The following is a 16,635-nucleotide window of genomic DNA, read 5'->3' as shown; positions in this document are numbered from 1 at the left end:
CAAGCCTCAGAAGTGGATGACGCTGCGAATGCTCTTGCCTTCGTGCATCAGGTCGAAGGCCTTGTTGATGTCCTCCAGGCCCATGGTGTGGGTGATGAAGGTATCCAGCGGAATCTCGCCCTTCTCGGACATTTCCACGTAGCTAGGCAGTTCGCTGCGGCCACGCACGCCGCCGAACGCCGAACCGCGCCAGACGCGTCCGGTGACCAGTTGGAATGGCCGGGTGGCGATTTCCTGACCGGCGCCAGCGACACCGATGATGACCGACTCGCCCCAGCCCTTGTGGCAGCACTCCAGGGCCGCACGCATCAGTTGCACGTTGCCGATGCACTCGAAGGAGAAGTCCACGCCGCCGTCGGTAAGGTCGACGATCACTTCCTGGATGGGGCGATCGTACTCCTTGGGGTTGATGCAATCGGTAGCGCCCAGCTGGCGAGCGATTTCGAACTTGGCCGGGTTGATGTCGATGGCGATGATGCGCGAAGCCTTGGCCTTGACTGCACCAATGATGGCCGACAGGCCGATGCCGCCCAGGCCGAAGACGGCGACGGTATCACCCGGCTGCACCTTGGCGGTGTTCAGCACGGCGCCAATACCCGTGGTCACGCCGCAACCCAGCAGGCAGACCTTCTCCAGCGGCGCTTCTTTCTGGATCTTGGCCACCGAGATTTCCGGCAATACGGTGTATTCGGAGAACGTCGAGGTGCCCATGTAGTGGAACAGCTGCTGACCCTTGTAGGAGAAGCGCGTGGTGCCGTCGGGCATCAGGCCCTTGCCCTGGGTGGCACGGATGGCCTGGCACAGGTTGGTCTTGCCAGACAGGCAGAATTTGCACTTGCCACACTCGGGCGTGTACAGCGGAATCACATGATCACCCACCGCCACCGAGGTCACGCCCTCGCCCACGGCTTCGACGATGGCACCGCCTTCGTGGCCCAGGATGGACGGGAAGATGCCTTCGGGGTCAGCACCGGACAAGGTATAGGCATCGGTGTGGCACACGCCGCTGGCGACCACGCGCAGCAATACCTCGCCAGCCTTGGGCATGGCCACATCGACTTCAACGATTTCCAAGGGTTTCTTGGCTTCGAATGCTACGGCAGCGCGGGACTTGATCATCGCAGGGGCTCCAGACAGGTCAATGAAATCGGCAGACAGTGTAATTCACCCGCAATTGCTGAATAATCGGGTGAAAGACAAAACATTATTGCTGTGCAGGGATAATCATGAGCAACCGCTGGGAGGGCATCGATGAGTTCGTGGCGGTGGCCGAATTGGGGCAGTTTACGGCGGCGGCTGAACGGCTGGGCGTATCCTCGTCCCATGTGAGCCGGCAGATAGCGCGCCTGGAAGAACGCGTGCAGACACGTTTGCTGTACCGCAGCACGCGAAGGGTTACGCTCAGCGAGGCCGGTCAGACGTTCCTGCAGCACTGCCAGCGCCTGCAGGATGGGCGTGAGGAAGCGCTGCGGGCAATGGGCGACCTGGCCAGCGAGCCCAAGGGGCTGCTGCGCATGACGTGCGCCGTGGCCTACGGCGAGCGCTTCATCGTGCCGCTGGTGACCCGTTTCATGGCGTTGTACCCGCAGTTGAGGGTGGACGTCGAACTGAGCAACCAGACCCTGGACCTGCTGCACGAAGGCATGGACCTGGCCATCCGCCTCGGTCGCCTGGCCGACTCGCGCCTGATCGCGACGCGCCTTGCGCCCCGGCGCATGTACGTGTGCGCCTCGCCGGGCTACCTGGCGCGCTATGGCAGGCCCCACAGCCTGTCGGAACTGGCCAGGCACAACTGCCTGATAGGCAGCTCGGATGTATGGGCATTGCAAATGGAGGGGCGTGAAATCAGCCAGCGTGTTCAGGGCAACTGGCGGTGCAACAGCGGCCAGGCGGTGCTGGATGCGGCGCTCCAGGGCATCGGTTTATGCCAACTGCCGGATTACTACGTGCTCGAACACCTGCACAGCGGCGCATTGGTCCCGCTGCTGCAAGCCCACCAACCCCCCAATACGGCAGTATGGGCCTTGTACCCGCAACAGCGGCATTTGTCGCCCAAGGTGCGGCGCCTGGTGGACTATCTGAAAGAGGGCTTGGCAGGTCTGCCTGAGTACCGGGCATGACCGGCGCTCAGTCAGAATGGCGGGTGGTGGGAGCCTGACTCAATCACCGGGGAGTTGAACGGGGCCCTGTCAACGCCGCCCATTCCAGCGTTGGCGCAGCCACTCCAGGTCTTCGGGGCGCGTAACCTTGAGGTTGTCACTGCGGCCTTCGATCAGCCGTGGCGACTGACCGGACCATTCGATGGCCGACGCCTCATCGGTCACCACCACATCCGAGACCAGGCACTCGGCCAGCGCCCGATGCAGCGCCCCTAAACGGAACATCTGCGGCGTATAGGCTTGCCAGATGGTGCTGCGGTCAACCGTGGCGCTGACGCGCCCATGGCCGTCGGATTTTTTGAGCGTATCGCGAGCAGGTACCGCCAACAGGCCGCCCACCGGATCATCTGCCAATTCGGCCAGCAGCTTGTCCAGGTCACTGCGTGCCAGGTTGGGCCGCGCCGCATCGTGCACCAACACCCAGTCATCATCTTGCGCGCCCTGAGCGTGCAACAGCAGCAAGGCATTGAGTACCGAGTCAGCACGCTCGCGCCCCCCGGCAGCCCGGCGGATGCGCGGGTCGCTGGCGCACCCAAGGCCGGGCCAGTAAGGGTCATGTTCAGCGATGCTGACCACGACCCCCTTGAGGGCGGGGTGATCGAGAAAACACGCCAGGCTGTGCTCGATGATGGTCTGCCCCGCCAACGACAGGTATTGCTTGGGGCGATCGGCAGCCATGCGGGCGCCCACTCCCGCCGCAGGGATCACGGCCCAGAAGGCCGGCAAGCGCTCACTCATTTCTGTGGCAACTGAAAGAGGGTTTCGCCTTCCTTGACCATGCCAAGCTCGTGGCGGGCACGTTCTTCGACGGTTTCCATGCCTTTTTTCAACTCCAGTACTTCGGCGTCGAGCACACGGTTACGCTCCAGCAGCCGCTCGTTCTCGGCATGCTGCTCGTCAATCTGCTGCTTGAGCTCGGCCACCTGCGCCAGGCTGCCATTGCCTACCCACAAACGGTATTGCAGGCCGCCCAGCAGCAGAAGCAGGACCAGGAACAACCAATAAGGACTGCGCATCAAGATATCCAGGTTGAAAGACCCTGTTGGTTCAGGGTCTCAGATAGCACGAAGCCTGGCCGAGGCCAGGCTTCTCAAACAGAAACCCGATGGAACGTAGGAAGTTACGGTACGAACGTTCCTACAGCTCCGGCTGCTGTCTTTTTACCATCTCTTGCTTAGCCGCGAAACTCGGTACGGCCACGGTAAACCGCCTTGGCACCCAGTTGCTCTTCGATGCGCAGCAATTGGTTGTACTTCGACACGCGGTCGGAGCGGCACAGCGAACCCGTCTTGATCTGACCGGCCGCAGTACCCACAGCCAGGTCGGCGATGGTGGAGTCTTCGGTTTCACCCGAGCGGTGGGAGATCACGGCGGTGTAACCGGCAGCCTTGGCCATCTGGATGGCTTCCAGGGTCTCGGTCAGCGAGCCGATCTGGTTGAACTTGATCAGAATCGAGTTACCGATGCCCTTCTCGATGCCTTCCTTGAGGATCTTGGTATTGGTCACGAACAGGTCGTCACCGACCAGTTGCACCTTCTCGCCGATCTTGTCAGTGAGGATCTTCCAGCCAGCCCAATCGGACTCGTCCAGGCCATCTTCGATCGAAATGATCGGGAAGCGCTCGGTCAGGCCTTTGAGGTAGTCGGCAAAGCCTTCGGCGTCGAACGACTTGCCTTCGCCGGACAGGTTGTACTTGCCGTTTTCATAAAACTCGGAGGCGGCGCAGTCCAGGGCCAGGGTCACGTCGGTGCCCAGTTTGTAGCCGGCTTTCTCGACGGCTTCGGCGATGGCGCCAAGGGCGTCTTCGTTGGAGGCCAGGTTAGGGGCGAAACCGCCTTCGTCACCCACGGCAGTGTTCAGGCCACGGGCCTTGAGCACGGCCTTGAGGTGATGGAAGATCTCGGTCCCCATGCGCAGGCCGTCGGAGAAGGTCTTGGCGCCCACTGGCTGAACCATGAACTCCTGGATATCGACGTTGTTGTCGGCATGCTCGCCACCGTTGATGATATTCATCATGGGTACCGGCATCGAGTACTGGCCTGGAGTGCCGTTGAGGTTGGCAATGTGGGCGTACAGGGGCAGGTCCTGATCCTGGGCTGCCGCTTTGGCAGCCGCCAGGGACACGGCCAGGATGGCGTTGGCGCCCAGCTTGGCCTTGTTCTCGGTACCGTCCAGCTCGATCATGGCGTGGTCCAGGGCCTTCTGGTCGGAAGGGTCCTTGCCCAGCAGCAGGTCGCGGATTGGGCCATTGATGTTGGCGACAGCCTTCAGCACACCCTTGCCCAAGTAACGGCTCTTGTCGCCATCACGCAGCTCCAGCGCTTCGCGCGAGCCGGTGGAAGCACCGGACGGCGCGCAGGCGCTGCCGATGATGCCGTTGTCGAGCAGTACATCGGCTTCCACGGTGGGGTTGCCACGTGAATCGAGAACTTCACGACCTTTGATGTCGACGATTTTTGCCATTGTTGTAAGCACTCCAGAATTGACGAAAACAACGCAGCTTAGAAAATTCTTGCCGTTCACCGGACGAGGATGCAGAGGCAGGCCCGGCGAAGGGAGCCCCTGACCGAGTGGTCAGGGGTGAATCGGACGGTACTTTACCCGAGAAAAGTGCTTTACGCGGTTTCTACCGTCGGAAAACTTTTCACCAGGTCATCCAGTTGCTTGAGCTGAGCCAGGAACGGCTCCAGCCTGTCCAGGCGCAAGGCACACGGGCCGTCGCACTTGGCGTTGTCCGGATCGGGGTGAGCTTCGAGGAACAACCCTGCCAGCCCCTGGCTCATGCCGGCCTTGGCCAGGTCGGTCACCTGAGCGCGGCGCCCGCCTGCGGAGTCGGCACGACCACCCGGCATCTGCAGGGCATGGGTCACGTCGAAGAACACCGGGTACTCGAACTGCTTCATGACACCGAAGCCGAGCATGTCCACGACCAGATTGTTGTAACCGAAGCTCGAACCACGCTCGCACAGGATCAATTGGTCATTACCGGCTTCCTCGCACTTGGTCAGGATGTGTTTCATCTCCTGGGGTGCGAGGAACTGAGCCTTCTTGATATTGATCACCGCGCCGGTCTTGGCCATCGCCACCACCAGGTCGGTCTGGCGCGACAGGAAAGCCGGCAACTGGATGATGTCGCAGACCTTGGCCACCGGCTCGGCCTGGTAGGGCTCGTGCACATCGGTGATCACCGGCACGTTGTAGGTGCGCTTGATCTCCTCGAAGATCTTCAGGCCCTCTTCCAGGCCAGGGCCGCGGTAGGAAGTGACCGAGGACCGATTGGCCTTGTCGAAGCTGGCCTTGAACACATACGGGATACCGAGCTTTTCGGTAACCCGCACGTATTCTTCGCACACCTTCATGGCCAGGTCGCGGGACTCCAGAACGTTCATGCCACCGAACAGGACGAATGGCTTGTCGTTGGCGATATCGATGTGACCGACGCGGATGATCTTCTGGGGCATGGGTCAGGCCTTGTTCTTCTGGGCGAGCGCCGCCTTGACGAAGCCACTGAACAGCGGGTGGCCATCGCGTGGGGTGGAGGTGAACTCCGGGTGGAACTGGCAGGCGACGAACCACGGGTGGTCCTTGGACTCCACCACCTCGACCAGGGCACCGTCTTCGGAACGACCGGAAACCACCAGGCCTGCGTCCACCAGCTGCGGCAGCAGGTTGTTGTTCACTTCGTAGCGGTGACGGTGACGCTCGGTGATGATGTCCTTGCCATAGCACGCATGCACGTTGGAACCGGCAGCCAGCTGGCAGTCCTGGGCGCCCAGGCGCATGGTGCCGCCCAGGTCCGACGCCTCGCTACGGGTTTCGACCGCGCCGGTGGCATCGGCCCACTCGGTGATCAGACCGACGACAGGGTGGCCGCTGTCGCGATCAAACTCGGTGGAGTTGGCGTCGCTCCAGCCCATCACGTTACGGGCGAACTCGATGACCGCCACTTGCATGCCCAGGCAGATACCCAGGTACGGCACCTTGTTCTCACGGGCGTATTGCACCGCCGTGATCTTGCCTTCGACACCGCGCAGGCCGAAACCACCGGGTACCAGGATGGCATCGGCGCCCTGGAGCAGGCTGGTGCCCTGGTTCTCGATGTCTTCGGAATCGATGTAGCGCAGGTTGACCTTGGTGCGGTTGGTGATGCCCGCGTGGCTCATCGCTTCGATCAGCGACTTGTACGCATCGAGCAGCTCCATGTACTTGCCGACCATGGCGATGGTGACTTCATGCTCCGGGTTGAGCTTGGCGTCAACCACCTTGTCCCACTCGGACAGGTCGGCACTGCTGCACTGCATGCCGAAACGCTCGACGACGAAGTCGTCCAGACCCTGGGCGTGCAAGACACCTGGAATCTTGTAGATGGTGTCGACGTCTTCCAGCGAAATCACCGCGCGCTCTTCAACGTTGGTGAACAACGCGATCTTGCGGCGCGACGATGCATCGACAGGGTGGTCGGAGCGGCAGATCAGCACGTCAGGCTGCAGGCCGATGGAGCGCAGCTCCTTGACCGAGTGCTGGGTCGGCTTGGTCTTGGTTTCACCGGCGGTGGCGATGTAAGGCACCAGCGTCAGGTGCATCAGCATCGCGCGCTTGGAACCCACTTCCACGCGCAGTTGGCGAATGGCTTCGAGGAACGGCTGGGACTCGATGTCGCCCACGGTGCCGCCGATCTCGACTAGGGCCACGTCGGCATCGCCTGCACCCTTGATGATGCGGCGCTTGATTTCATCGGTGATGTGCGGGATGACCTGGATGGTCGCGCCCAGGTAGTCACCACGGCGTTCCTTGCGCAGCACGTGCTCGTAGACGCGGCCGGTGGTGAAGTTGTTGTTCTGGGTCATGGTGGTGCGGATGAACCGCTCGTAGTGGCCCAGGTCCAGGTCGGTCTCGGCGCCATCCTGGGTGACGAATACTTCACCGTGCTGGAACGGGCTCATGGTGCCTGGGTCGACGTTGATGTACGGATCCAGCTTGAGCATGGTGACCTTCAGGCCCCGCGCCTCCAGGATGGCCGCCAGGGAAGCCGAGGCAATGCCTTTCCCCAATGAAGAAACAACACCGCCCGTGACGAATATGTAGCGCGTCATGAAAAACCCTAGAAGTCTGCGTTAAAGCGGCCAGCGCCGCCGGAGATAGCGAAGGAGGGCAAACGCCCCCGATCACCTGCGTCAATCACAGTGCATCTCGAAAAACTGCCGCGTGTGTACAGACCAGGGGTAACCCTGGCAGGGCGCTCGCTCGTCATTTCTAAGAATCAGCCCAGCAAAAAACTGCTTGGTAATCGGCAACTCCTGTGTTTTCGCGGAACCCACAGAAGCTGTATCAAGAAGGGAGGGTAGTCTACCCGAATGTACCCACTAGCTCAAACCTTGCGCGCGCGTCGGCAACTGCCAATGCAGCCGGTAATCCCCCTGAGCCAAACTGGGCAGGTTGGCCACCGCCAGCAGCCGCTCACCTTGGAAAAGCAGAGGCAGGCGCATGCGCAGAAAATGCGGCACTTGCAGCTCATTGAGCAGGCGCTTGAGATCACGCCGCCCGCGTCCTGGGATGTCCAGCCACTCCCCGCCCTGACGGTAGCCGATACGCAGGCCCGTCAGCGAGCCTGCGCCAACAAGTCGCACACTGCCGTTGCCCGGCAAGGCCAACGGCTCATCGGCGTTTTCCCAAGCCATGGCCTGACGCGGCGTTTGCAACCAGTCGCCGCTCAGCCACCAGATGCGCCCTTGGCTGCGCACCAGTTGGCCATCGCTCAGTTGCCACACGGGGCAGGCATCGCCAGCGGCGTCGCGCAGGTCCGCCCAGCCGGCCCAGTGGCGCGTGTCGGGCAAGCGGGTTCGGTGGCTGAGCCAATACTGCAACGCATTGCGTTGGCGTGCAGGTGAAAGCGCGAGCAGGCCGGCCAGGTCCAGCGAATCGAGTCCAGGCCAAACAGCAGGGGCATTTTGGCGTACCGGCGCCAGGTCGCTCTCGGCCAGCTCGTCCAGCAGGCTCAGGGCTTCGCCCAGGTGGTCGGCGGCACGGGCCAGGCTCTGCCCGGCGTGCGGCCAGCGCTGCCGAAGGGACGGCAGAACCTCCCTGCGCAGATAGTTGCGGGCAAACCGGGTGTCGGCATTCGAAGGGTCCTCGACCCAGCCCAACGCGTGCGCCTGTGCATAGTGTTGCAACTGTCGCCGGGAGCAACCGAGCAAAGGCCTGACCAGCCTGCCCTGCCCCATCGCCCGCTCCCTCGGCATCGCCGCCAGGCCGCGCAACCCCGCGCCCCGCAGCAGGCGAAACAGCAGCGTTTCAGCCTGGTCGTCGCGGTGCTGGCCAGTGAACAGCATGTCATCTGCCGCCAACACCCGCTCGAAGGCGGCGTAACGGGCATGGCGGGCAGCCTGCTCCAGGCTCGGGCCCGGGGCGACGTCGACCTCGATGACCTGCAGCTCGATGCCCAGGTCATCGCAGACGCGTTGGCAATGGGCAGGCCACGCCTGCGCGACCGGTTGCAGGCCATGCTGGATGTGAATCGCGCGCAGCGGCGGTGCACGATGGCTGCGGGCGTAGGCGGCGAGCCAGTGCAGCAGAACGGTGGAGTCCAGGCCGCCAGAGAGGGCGACGTACCAGGTGCGGGCGCAAAGCCAGGGGGCGGGATCAATCATCAAGGCTTCCATCAACCTGAGTGACGGATGCGGGTGAGCCTGGGTTCCAGGCTCACCCGAGGGGCCGACAGACGGCCCCGAAGGCGATCAGACGCCGTAGCTCATCAGACGATCGTAACGGCGAGCCAGCAGTGCGTCGTGGTCCAACCCGCTGAGCATGTCCAACTGCTGCACCAGCTCGGCGCGGATGCTTTCGGACATGGCGGCAGGGTCACGGTGAGCGCCACCCAGTGGCTCCGGGATAACCTTGTCGACGATGTCCAGGCTCTTGAGGCGCTCAGCCGTGATGCCCATGGCCTCGGCGGCATCGGCAGCCTTGTCGGCCGTCTTCCACAGGATCGAAGCGCAGCCTTCGGGCGAGATGACCGAGTAGGTGGAGTACTGCAGCATGTTCAGCTGGTCGCACACGCCGATGGCCAGCGCGCCGCCCGACCCGCCTTCACCGATCACCGTAGCGATGATTGGCGTCTTCAGGCGCGCCATCACGCGCAGGTTCCAGGCGATGGCCTCGCTCTGGTTACGCTCTTCGGCGTCGATACCTGGATAGGCACCCGGCGTGTCGATGAAGGTCAGAATCGGCATGCGGAAACGCTCGGCCATTTCCATCAGACGGCACGCCTTGCGGTAGCCCTCAGGGCGCGGCATGCCGAAGTTACGGCGAACCTTCTCCCGCACTTCGCGGCCCTTCTGGTGCCCGATGACCATGACCGGCTTGCCGTCCAGGCGTGCGGTACCGCCAACGATGGCAGCATCGTCGGAGAAGTGGCGATCGCCGTGCAGTTCTTCGAATTCGGTGAAGATGTGCTGCAGGTAGTCCAGGGTATAGGGACGACGCGGGTGACGTGCCAGGCGAGCGATCTGCCAGCTGGTCAGGTTGCCGAAGATGCTTTCGGTCAGGGTATTGCTCTTGTCTTGCAGACGGGCAATTTCATCGCTGATGTTCAGCGAATTGTCGTTGCCTACCAGGCGCAGGCCTTCGATCTTGGCTTGCAGGTCGGCAATCGGCTGTTCGAAGTCGAGAAAGTTCGGGTTCATAGTCATCCGTCTTGGGTCTACGGCCAGGCGGCCGGCCGGTTGATCCGTTTGGCGCCATACCTTAAGGGATCAGGCGCCTTCAGGTCGAGATTAAATGTTGAGCGGCTCAACGGTATTGCAAAAAGACGTTCTCACGTCCGAACTGGTCACGCAGGGTCTGAATCAGCACGTCTGCGGGGTCGATGGCCCACTGGTCGCCAAATTGCAGCATGGCCTTGGCATCGCTGCCGGTATATTCCAGCGTGATCGGGCAGGCGCCGCGGTGACGGGTGATCAACTCACCCAACCACTTGAGGCGATCGCCCTTGAGCGCCTCGTGGGCGACCTTCAGGCGCAGGCTCTCGGCCAGCTTGGTACGGGCATCCTCCAAGGTCATCACCTGCTTGACCCGCAGCCGCAGGCCGCCTGAGAAATCGTCGTTGCTGACCTCCCCTTCGACCACCACCATCGCATCGTTCTGCAGCAGTGACTGGGCCGTGATATAGGCATCGGCAAACAGCGAGGCCTCGATGCGGCCAGACCTGTCATCCAGGGTGACGAACCCCATCTTGTCGCCCTTTTTGTTCTTCATGACTCGCAGGGCGATGATCATGCCGGCGATGGTCTGGGTTTCGCGCGAGGGCTTGAGGTCGATGATGCGCTGGCGCGCGAAGCGGCGGATTTCAGCCTCGTATTCATCGATCGGGTGACCGGTGAGGTAAAGCCCCAGCGTGTCCTTCTCGCCCTTGAGCCGCTCCTTGAGCGTCAGTGGTCGCGCTTTGCGATAACTGGCATACACGTCGGCGTCCGGCTCGTCGAACATGCCGCCGAACAGGTCGATGTGACCGCTGTCGGCCGTGCGGGCCGTCTGCTCGGCCGCCTTGATGGCATCGCCCAGTGCCGCCAGCAGGATGGCCCGGTTGATGTCGATGTGGGCATGGTAAGCCTTGATCTCGTCATGAAAATGCGGGCCGAGCCGGTCCAGCGCGCCACTGCGTACCAGCGCATCGAGGGTGCGCTTGTTGACGCGCTTGAGGTCGATACGCTCGCAGAAGTCATACAGGTCCTTGAACGGGCCGCCCTCGGCACGGGCCTCGACGATCGCCTCCACAGGCCCCTCACCCACGCCCTTGATGGCGCCGAGGCCATACACAATGCGGCCATCGTCGTTGACGGTGAACTTGAAGTCCGAGAAGTTCACATCTGGCGCGTCCAGACGCAACTTCATGGTGCGCACTTCCTCGACCAGCACCACCACCTTGTCGGTGTTGTGCATGTCCGCCGACAACACCGCGGCCATGAACGGTGCCGGGTGGTGGGTCTTGAGCCAGGCTGTCTGGTAGGACACCAGGCCATAGGCGGCCGAGTGAGACTTGTTGAAGCCGTAACCTGCGAACTTCTCTACCAGGTCGAAGATGTTGCCCGCAAGATCCCCATCGATTCCATTATTGGCACAGCCTTCAATGAAACCGCCGCGCTGCTTGGCCATTTCCTCGGGCTTCTTCTTGCCCATTGCCCGACGCAGCATGTCGGCGCCACCCAAGGTGTACCCCGCCATCACCTGGGCGATCTGCATCACCTGCTCCTGATACAGGATGATGCCGTAGGTCGGCGCCAGCACCGGCTGCAAGCCGTCATACTGATAGTCCGGATGCGGGTAGGCCAGCTCGGCACGTCCGTGCTTGCGGTTGATGAAGTCGTCCACCATGCCCGACTGCAGCGGGCCGGGGCGGAACAGCGCCACCAAGGCGATGAGATCTTCGAGGCAGTCGGGCTTGAGCTTCTTGATCAGCTCTTTCATGCCGCGCGATTCGAGCTGGAACACCGCTGTGGTTTCGGCCTTCTGCAACAGCTCGTAGGTCTTGCGGTCATCGAGCGGGATGAAGTCGATGTTCAGGTCGGGCAGGTCTTTCTTGGCCTGCTCACGGTTGATGATCTCCATCGCCCACTTGATGATGGTCAGGGTGCGCAGGCCCAGGAAGTCGAACTTCACAAGGCCCGCCGCCTCCACGTCGTCCTTGTCGAACTGGGTGATCAGGCCACCGCCTTCTTCGTCGCAGGCGATGGGCGAGAAATCAGTAAGCTTGGTCGGCGCAATGACCACGCCACCGGCGTGCTTGCCGGTACCGCGCGTGACGCCTTCGAGCTTCAGGGCCATGTCCCAGATTTCGCGAGCGTCCTCGTCACCCTTGAGGAAGTCGCGCAGGATTTCTTCCTGCTCGTAGGCCTTCTCCAGGGTCATGCCCACTTCGAACGGAATCATCTTCGACAGACGATCGGCCAGGCCGTAGGACTTGCCTTGCACGCGTGCCACGTCGCGCACCACGGCCTTGGCCGCCATGGTGCCAAAGGTAATGATCTGGCTCACGGCATTACGCCCGTAGGCCTCTGCCACGTAGTCGATGACCCGGTCCCGGCCGTCCATGCAGAAGTCGACGTCGAAGTCGGGCATGGACACCCGCTCAGGGTTCAGGAAGCGCTCGAACAGCAGGTCGTAGGCCAGCGGGTCGAGGTCGGTGATCTTGAGCACATAGGCCACCAGCGAGCCTGCACCCGAGCCTCGGCCAGGTCCCACCGGTACGCCGTTGTTCTTGGCCCACTTGATGAAGTCCATCACGATCAGGAAGTAACCGGGGAAGCCCATCTGGATGATGATATCCAGCTCGAACTTCAGCCGATCGAGGTAGACCTGGCGCTTTTGCTCGTAGTCGGGCGTGGTCTCTTTAGGCCACAGCACCGCCAGGCGCTCTTCCAGCCCTTCGTGGGACACGTGCCGCAGGTAATCGTCGATCCCCATGCCATTGGGCGTGGGGAAGTCAGGCAGGAAGTACTTGCCCAGTTGCACCTGGATATTGCAGCGCTTGGCGATTTCGACGGTGTTGGCCAGGGCGTCCGGCAGGTCGCTGAACAGCTCGGCCATTTCCTCGGCCGATTTCAGGTATTGCTGGTCGCTGTACAGGCGCGGGCGACGCGGATCGTCCAGCGTCCAGCCTTCACCGATGCATACACGGGTTTCGTGGGCGTCGAAATCGGTCTGTTTGATGAAACGCACATCGTTGGTGGCCACCAGCGGCGCACCCAGCCGATCGGCGAGGGCCACGGCGGCATGCACATACTCTTCGTCCCTGGGGCGACTGGTGCGCTGGACTTCGACATAAAAGCGCTCGGGGAACATGGCCATCCAGTCCTCGAGCAGCGCTTGCGCCTCCTCACTACGCCCCCCCAGCAACGCCATGCCGATGTCGCCTTCCTTGCCCGCCGAAAGCGCGATCAGGCCTTCGCTGGCCGCGGCAATCCAGTCACGCTGGATGATGACCAGGCCATTGCGCTGGCCCTCGGTCCAGCCCCGGGAAAGCAACTCGGTCAGGTTGCGGTAGCCCAGAGGGTTCATGGCCAGGAAGCAGATACGCGACAGCGGCGCCTGCGCATCTTCACCGGCCAACCACAGGTCCGCACCACAGATCGGCTTGATGCCCGCCCCCATGGCCGCCTTGTAGAACTTGACCAGCGAGCACATGTTGCTCTGGTCGGTGATCGCCACCGCAGGCATGTTCATCCCGGCCAGCGCCTTGGCCAGCGGTTTGATCCGGACCAGACCGTCGACCAGCGAGAATTCGGAGTGGACGCGCAGGTGAACGAAGGAAACCGACATGAATGATCCTGTAGCAGTGCTTAACGACAAGGGCGCGATTGTAGCTCAATTGGGCAGGGGTTTTGAGGGCCGGTTGCCCCTGCGCGACGGCAGGGCGGCCTGAGCAAATGCCCGGGAACGTGGTCCAGCCCGACCCCACAGGGCCTCAAGCCCCTGGATACGGCAGGGTTGGGTATCAGATCAGCGAGGCGGTCACAGCCTCACGCACACCCCAGGCGGCACGCACGGGCGCAAACGATCGACGATGAATGGGCGTCGGCCCGAGCCGTGCCAGTGCCTCCAGGTGGACCGGCGTCGGGTAGCCTTTATGCGCGCCTATGCCGTACCCGGGGTAGATCAGCTCGAAGGCGCCCATTTCGCGATCCCGCGTCACCTTGGCCAGGATCGAAGCCGCCGCGATGGCGGGCACCTTGGCATCCCCCTGCACGACCGGTGCCGAGGGCACCGACAGCTGCGGGCAGCGATTGCCGTCGATCAAGGCCATGTTCGGGGTGATGTGCAAGCCTTCCACCGCGCGCTGCATGGCCAGCATGGTGGCATGCAGGATATTGAGGCGATCGATTTCTTCGACTTCAGCGCGGGCAATGAAAAAGCTCAGGGCCTTGTCGCAGATTTCGTCGAACAAGGCCTCACGGCGTGCCTGGGTCAGCTTCTTCGAGTCGTTCAGCCCCAGGATCGGGCGTGCTGGGTCAAGGATCACGGCAGCCGTCACCACGTCGCCACACAGGGGGCCGCGGCCCACTTCGTCGACGCCGGCGACCAAGTCTTCGACCAGGTTGAAATCCAGACCGAACTGCATCTCAGCGTTTCTCCAGCAGGGCCAGCACGGCGTCGGCGGCCTGATTGGAGGCATCCCGGCGCAACGTGCGGTGAATCTCGTCGAACGAGTCGGTTTGCCCGCTACCGTCGCGCAGCAAGGGCAGCAGCGCATCGACCAGCGCTTCGCTGGTCGCGGCGTCTTGCAGCAACTCGGGCACCAGTGCACGGCGCGCCAGCAGGTTGGGCAAGGACACGTAGGGGCTTTTCACCAGCCGTTTGAGTATCCAGTAGGTAAGCGGCGCCAGGCGGTAGGCGACTACCATGGGTCGCTTGAACAGCAGCGCTTCCAGGGTGGCCGTACCCGATGCGATCAGGACGGCGTCACACGCGGCAAGCGCCTCGTGCGAGCGGCCATCGAGCAGGGCCAACGGCAAGTTGCGGCCCTCGAGCATTTGCTCGAGCTGCGCGCGGCGAGCGGCGTTGGCACAGGGCAGCACGAAGCGCACACCCGGCACCTGCTGCTGCAGACGTTGCGCTGCATCCAGGAACAGCGCACCCAGGCGCCCGACTTCGCCCCCACGGCTGCCTGGCATCAGGGCGACCACCGGGCCATCGCCCAGGCCCAGGGCGGCGCGCGCCGCGGGCCGATCCGCCTGCAGGGCAATGGTATCGGCCAGCGGGTGGCCGACGAATCGCACCGGCACGCCCTGCTCTTCATAGAAGCGGGCCTCGAACGGCAACAATGTCAGCATCAGGTCGCAACCCTGACGTATCTTCAACACGCGCTTTTGCCGCCATGCCCACACTGAAGGGCTGACGTAATGGACGGTCTTGATCCCCGCCTGGCGCAGTTTGAGTTCGATCTCCAGCGTAAAGTCGGGCGCATCGATACCGATGAACACGTCCGGCTTCTGCTCGATGAGTGTCTGGACCAGCAGCTTGCGGCGCTTGAGCAATTCACGCAGGCGACCGAGCACCTCGACCAGCCCCATGACGGCCAAGCGCTCCATGGGGAAGTAGGATTGCAGGCCTTCGGCCTCCATGAGCGGGCCACCGACACCGATGAAGCGCACATCGGGATGGCGCGCCTTCAAGGCGCGCATCAAGCCGGAACCGAGGATGTCGCCGCTGGCTTCACCGGCGACCAGGGCTACGCAGAGCTGGGCCATGTCAGCGAGTGATGCCGCGGGCCGAACTCACGATCGACTGGCGGAACAGCTCGACCTCGGGATGCTGCGCCGCCGGCGCTTCGAGTTCGCGCAATGCATCCTCCACCGTCAGGCCCTGGCGGTAGACGATCTTGTAGCAGCGACGCAGCACATGGATGACCTCGTCGCTGAAACCACGGCGGCGCATGCCTTCGAAGTTCATGCTGCGCGCTTCGGCGGGGCTGCCGAAAACGGTGACGAACGCGGGTACGTCCTTGCCGATGGCCGTGCCCATGCCAGAAAACGCATGGGCGCCGATGTGGCAATACTGGTGCACCAGGGTGAACCCGGACAGGATCGCCCAGTCGCCCACATGCACATGGCCCGCCAGCGCAGTGTTGTTGACCAGAATGCAGTGGCTGCCGATCACGCTGTCATGGCCAATGTGGGCATAGGCCATGATCAGGTTATGGTCGCCGACGGTGGTTTCGGCGCGATCCTGCACGGTACCGCGGTGGATCGTGACGCCTTCACGGATGACGTTGTGATCGCCGATCACCAGGCGGGTGGGCTCACCCTTGTACTTGAGGTCCGGGGTGTCTTCGCCAATCGAGGAAAACTGAAAGATACGGTTGTGCTTGCCGATCCGGGTCGGCCCCTTGAGCACAACGTGTGGGCCGATGAGGGTGCCCTCCCCGATTTCGACATCGGGGCCAACGATCGACCAAGGGCCCACCTCGACGCCTTCGGCCAGCTTGGCCGAAGGGTCGATGATGGCCCGAGGATCAATCGAATTCATAGGGAGCGTTCCGCACAGGTGATTTCGGCCGAGCATACTGCCTTGCCGTCGACCAGGGCACGGCATTCGAATTTCCAGATCATGCTTTTGCGGCTCAGGAACTTCGCTTCCAGCACCAGCTGGTCACCCGGCAGCACCGGCTGACGGAAACGCAGCTTGTCGGAGCCTACGAAGTAGTACAAGGTGCCGTCGGCAGGCTTGGCATCGAGCATCTTGAAACCGAGGATGCCGGCCGCCTGGGCCATGGCTTCGATGATCAGGACGCCGGGCATGATGGGGTGCGCCGGGAAGTGACCGTTGAAGAACGGCTCGTTGATGCTGACATTCTTGTAGGCACGAATGCTCTGGGCCTCGTAATCCAGATCCGTCACGCGGTCCACTAGCAGGAACGGGTAACGGTGAGGCAGGTATTCGCGAATCTCGTTGATGTCCATCATTTCGGGGGGGAAGCCTGTA

General features: G+C 62.7%; 14 protein-coding genes. 1 reads left to right on the top strand and 13 read right to left on the bottom strand.

What is annotated here, in order from left to right:
- Positions 1–6: 6 nt before the first annotated feature.
- Positions 7–1,119 (bottom strand): S-(hydroxymethyl)glutathione dehydrogenase/class III alcohol dehydrogenase, encoded by a 1,113-nt coding sequence (locus tag PFU01S_RS12810; protein WP_023534027.1) that lies wholly within the window; start codon positions 1,117–1,119, stop codon positions 7–9.
- 107 nt (positions 1,120–1,226) lie between these two features.
- Between PFU01S_RS12810 and PFU01S_RS12805 the strand changes: the two genes are divergently transcribed.
- Entirely contained in the window at positions 1,227–2,120 is an 894-nt protein-coding gene (locus PFU01S_RS12805) for a LysR substrate-binding domain-containing protein (RefSeq protein WP_027913889.1), read from the top strand.
- Between the two features lie 69 nt (positions 2,121–2,189).
- Here PFU01S_RS12805 and ispD read toward each other — a convergent pair whose 3' ends face one another.
- From ispD to fabZ, 12 genes are all read right to left on the bottom strand, one after another.
- The gene (gene ispD, locus PFU01S_RS12800; protein ID WP_027913888.1) at positions 2,190–2,897 is read right to left on the bottom strand and encodes a 2-C-methyl-D-erythritol 4-phosphate cytidylyltransferase; all 708 of its coding nucleotides are present in this window, start codon (positions 2,895–2,897) and stop codon (positions 2,190–2,192) included.
- On the bottom strand, positions 2,894–3,175 hold the full coding sequence (gene ftsB / locus PFU01S_RS12795; RefSeq protein WP_023534037.1) for a cell division protein FtsB: 282 nt from the start codon (positions 3,173–3,175) through the stop codon (positions 2,894–2,896). The genes ispD and ftsB overlap by 4 nt, the downstream gene beginning before the upstream one ends.
- 158 nt (positions 3,176–3,333) lie before the next feature.
- The gene (eno, locus tag PFU01S_RS12790; RefSeq protein ID WP_023534096.1) at positions 3,334–4,623 is read right to left on the bottom strand and encodes a phosphopyruvate hydratase; all 1,290 of its coding nucleotides are present in this window, start codon (positions 4,621–4,623) and stop codon (positions 3,334–3,336) included.
- Between the two features lie 152 nt (positions 4,624–4,775).
- On the bottom strand, positions 4,776–5,621 hold the full coding sequence (kdsA, locus tag PFU01S_RS12785; protein ID WP_028686880.1) for a 3-deoxy-8-phosphooctulonate synthase: 846 nt from the start codon (positions 5,619–5,621) through the stop codon (positions 4,776–4,778).
- A gap of 3 nt (positions 5,622–5,624) precedes the next feature.
- A complete protein-coding gene (pyrG, locus tag PFU01S_RS12780) occupies positions 5,625–7,253 on the bottom strand; it encodes a CTP synthase (RefSeq protein ID WP_028686881.1) in 1,629 nt (542 codons plus the stop codon).
- 270 nt (positions 7,254–7,523) lie between these two features.
- The gene (tilS, locus tag PFU01S_RS12775; RefSeq protein ID WP_027913884.1) at positions 7,524–8,807 is read right to left on the bottom strand and encodes a tRNA lysidine(34) synthetase TilS; all 1,284 of its coding nucleotides are present in this window, start codon (positions 8,805–8,807) and stop codon (positions 7,524–7,526) included.
- A gap of 87 nt (positions 8,808–8,894) precedes the next feature.
- Entirely contained in the window at positions 8,895–9,842 is a 948-nt protein-coding gene (locus PFU01S_RS12770; protein WP_027913883.1) for an acetyl-CoA carboxylase carboxyltransferase subunit alpha, read from the bottom strand.
- A 106-nt stretch (positions 9,843–9,948) separates the two neighbouring features.
- Entirely contained in the window at positions 9,949–13,473 is a 3,525-nt protein-coding gene (gene dnaE, locus PFU01S_RS12765) for a DNA polymerase III subunit alpha (protein WP_028686882.1), read from the bottom strand.
- 175 nt (positions 13,474–13,648) lie between these two features.
- Entirely contained in the window at positions 13,649–14,272 is a 624-nt protein-coding gene (gene rnhB / locus PFU01S_RS12760) for a ribonuclease HII (RefSeq protein WP_027913881.1), read from the bottom strand.
- A gap of 1 nt (position 14,273) precedes the next feature.
- A complete protein-coding gene (gene lpxB / locus PFU01S_RS12755) occupies positions 14,274–15,401 on the bottom strand; it encodes a lipid-A-disaccharide synthase (RefSeq protein ID WP_027913880.1) in 1,128 nt (375 codons plus the stop codon).
- Position 15,402: 1 nt separating this feature from the next.
- Positions 15,403–16,179 carry an acyl-ACP--UDP-N-acetylglucosamine O-acyltransferase gene (gene lpxA / locus PFU01S_RS12750; protein ID WP_028686883.1) on the bottom strand — a complete coding sequence of 259 codons (777 nt, stop codon included), beginning with the start codon at positions 16,177–16,179 and terminating at the stop codon, positions 15,403–15,405.
- Complete coding sequence (gene fabZ / locus PFU01S_RS12745; protein ID WP_023534097.1) at positions 16,176–16,616, bottom strand: 3-hydroxyacyl-ACP dehydratase FabZ; 441 nt, start codon at positions 16,614–16,616, stop codon at positions 16,176–16,178. Before fabZ ends, lpxA begins: the two co-directional genes overlap by 4 nt.
- Between the last annotated feature and the right edge of the window lie 19 nt (positions 16,617–16,635).

Origin of the sequence: Pseudomonas fulva NBRC 16637 = DSM 17717 (genome assembly GCF_000730565.1) — a bacterium.
GTDB classification, from domain to species: domain Bacteria; phylum Pseudomonadota; class Gammaproteobacteria; order Pseudomonadales; family Pseudomonadaceae; genus Aquipseudomonas; species Aquipseudomonas fulva.
The sequence above is the reverse complement of the archived record's forward strand: the minus strand, read 5'-3'. Positions and strand labels throughout refer to the sequence as shown.

Bases quoted from the DNA above. Each gene is read 5' to 3' on its own strand.
- kdsA (WP_028686880.1), bottom strand. From the start codon at position 5,621: ATGCCCCAGAAGATCATCCGCGTCGGTCACATCGATATCGCCAACGAC.
- dnaE (WP_028686882.1), bottom strand. From the start codon at position 13,473: ATGTCGGTTTCCTTCGTTCACCTGCGCGTCCACTCCGAATTCTCGCTG.
- fabZ (WP_023534097.1), bottom strand. From the start codon at position 16,616: ATGATGGACATCAACGAGATTCGCGAATACCTGCCTCACCGTTACCCG.
- lpxB (WP_027913880.1), bottom strand. From the start codon at position 15,401: ATGGCCCAGCTCTGCGTAGCCCTGGTCGCCGGTGAAGCCAGCGGCGAC.
- ftsB (WP_023534037.1), bottom strand. From the start codon at position 3,175: ATGCGCAGTCCTTATTGGTTGTTCCTGGTCCTGCTTCTGCTGCTGGGC.
- ispD (WP_027913888.1), bottom strand. From the start codon at position 2,897: ATGAGTGAGCGCTTGCCGGCCTTCTGGGCCGTGATCCCTGCGGCGGGA.
- rnhB (WP_027913881.1), bottom strand. From the start codon at position 14,272: ATGCAGTTCGGTCTGGATTTCAACCTGGTCGAAGACTTGGTCGCCGGC.
- eno (WP_023534096.1), bottom strand. From the start codon at position 4,623: ATGGCAAAAATCGTCGACATCAAAGGTCGTGAAGTTCTCGATTCACGT.
- PFU01S_RS12810 (WP_023534027.1), bottom strand. From the start codon at position 1,119: ATGATCAAGTCCCGCGCTGCCGTAGCATTCGAAGCCAAGAAACCCTTG.
- tilS (WP_027913884.1), bottom strand. From the start codon at position 8,807: ATGATTGATCCCGCCCCCTGGCTTTGCGCCCGCACCTGGTACGTCGCC.
- pyrG (WP_028686881.1), bottom strand. From the start codon at position 7,253: ATGACGCGCTACATATTCGTCACGGGCGGTGTTGTTTCTTCATTGGGG.
- PFU01S_RS12805 (WP_027913889.1), top strand. From the start codon at position 1,227: ATGAGCAACCGCTGGGAGGGCATCGATGAGTTCGTGGCGGTGGCCGAA.
- lpxA (WP_028686883.1), bottom strand. From the start codon at position 16,179: ATGAATTCGATTGATCCTCGGGCCATCATCGACCCTTCGGCCAAGCTG.
- PFU01S_RS12770 (WP_027913883.1), bottom strand. From the start codon at position 9,842: ATGAACCCGAACTTTCTCGACTTCGAACAGCCGATTGCCGACCTGCAA.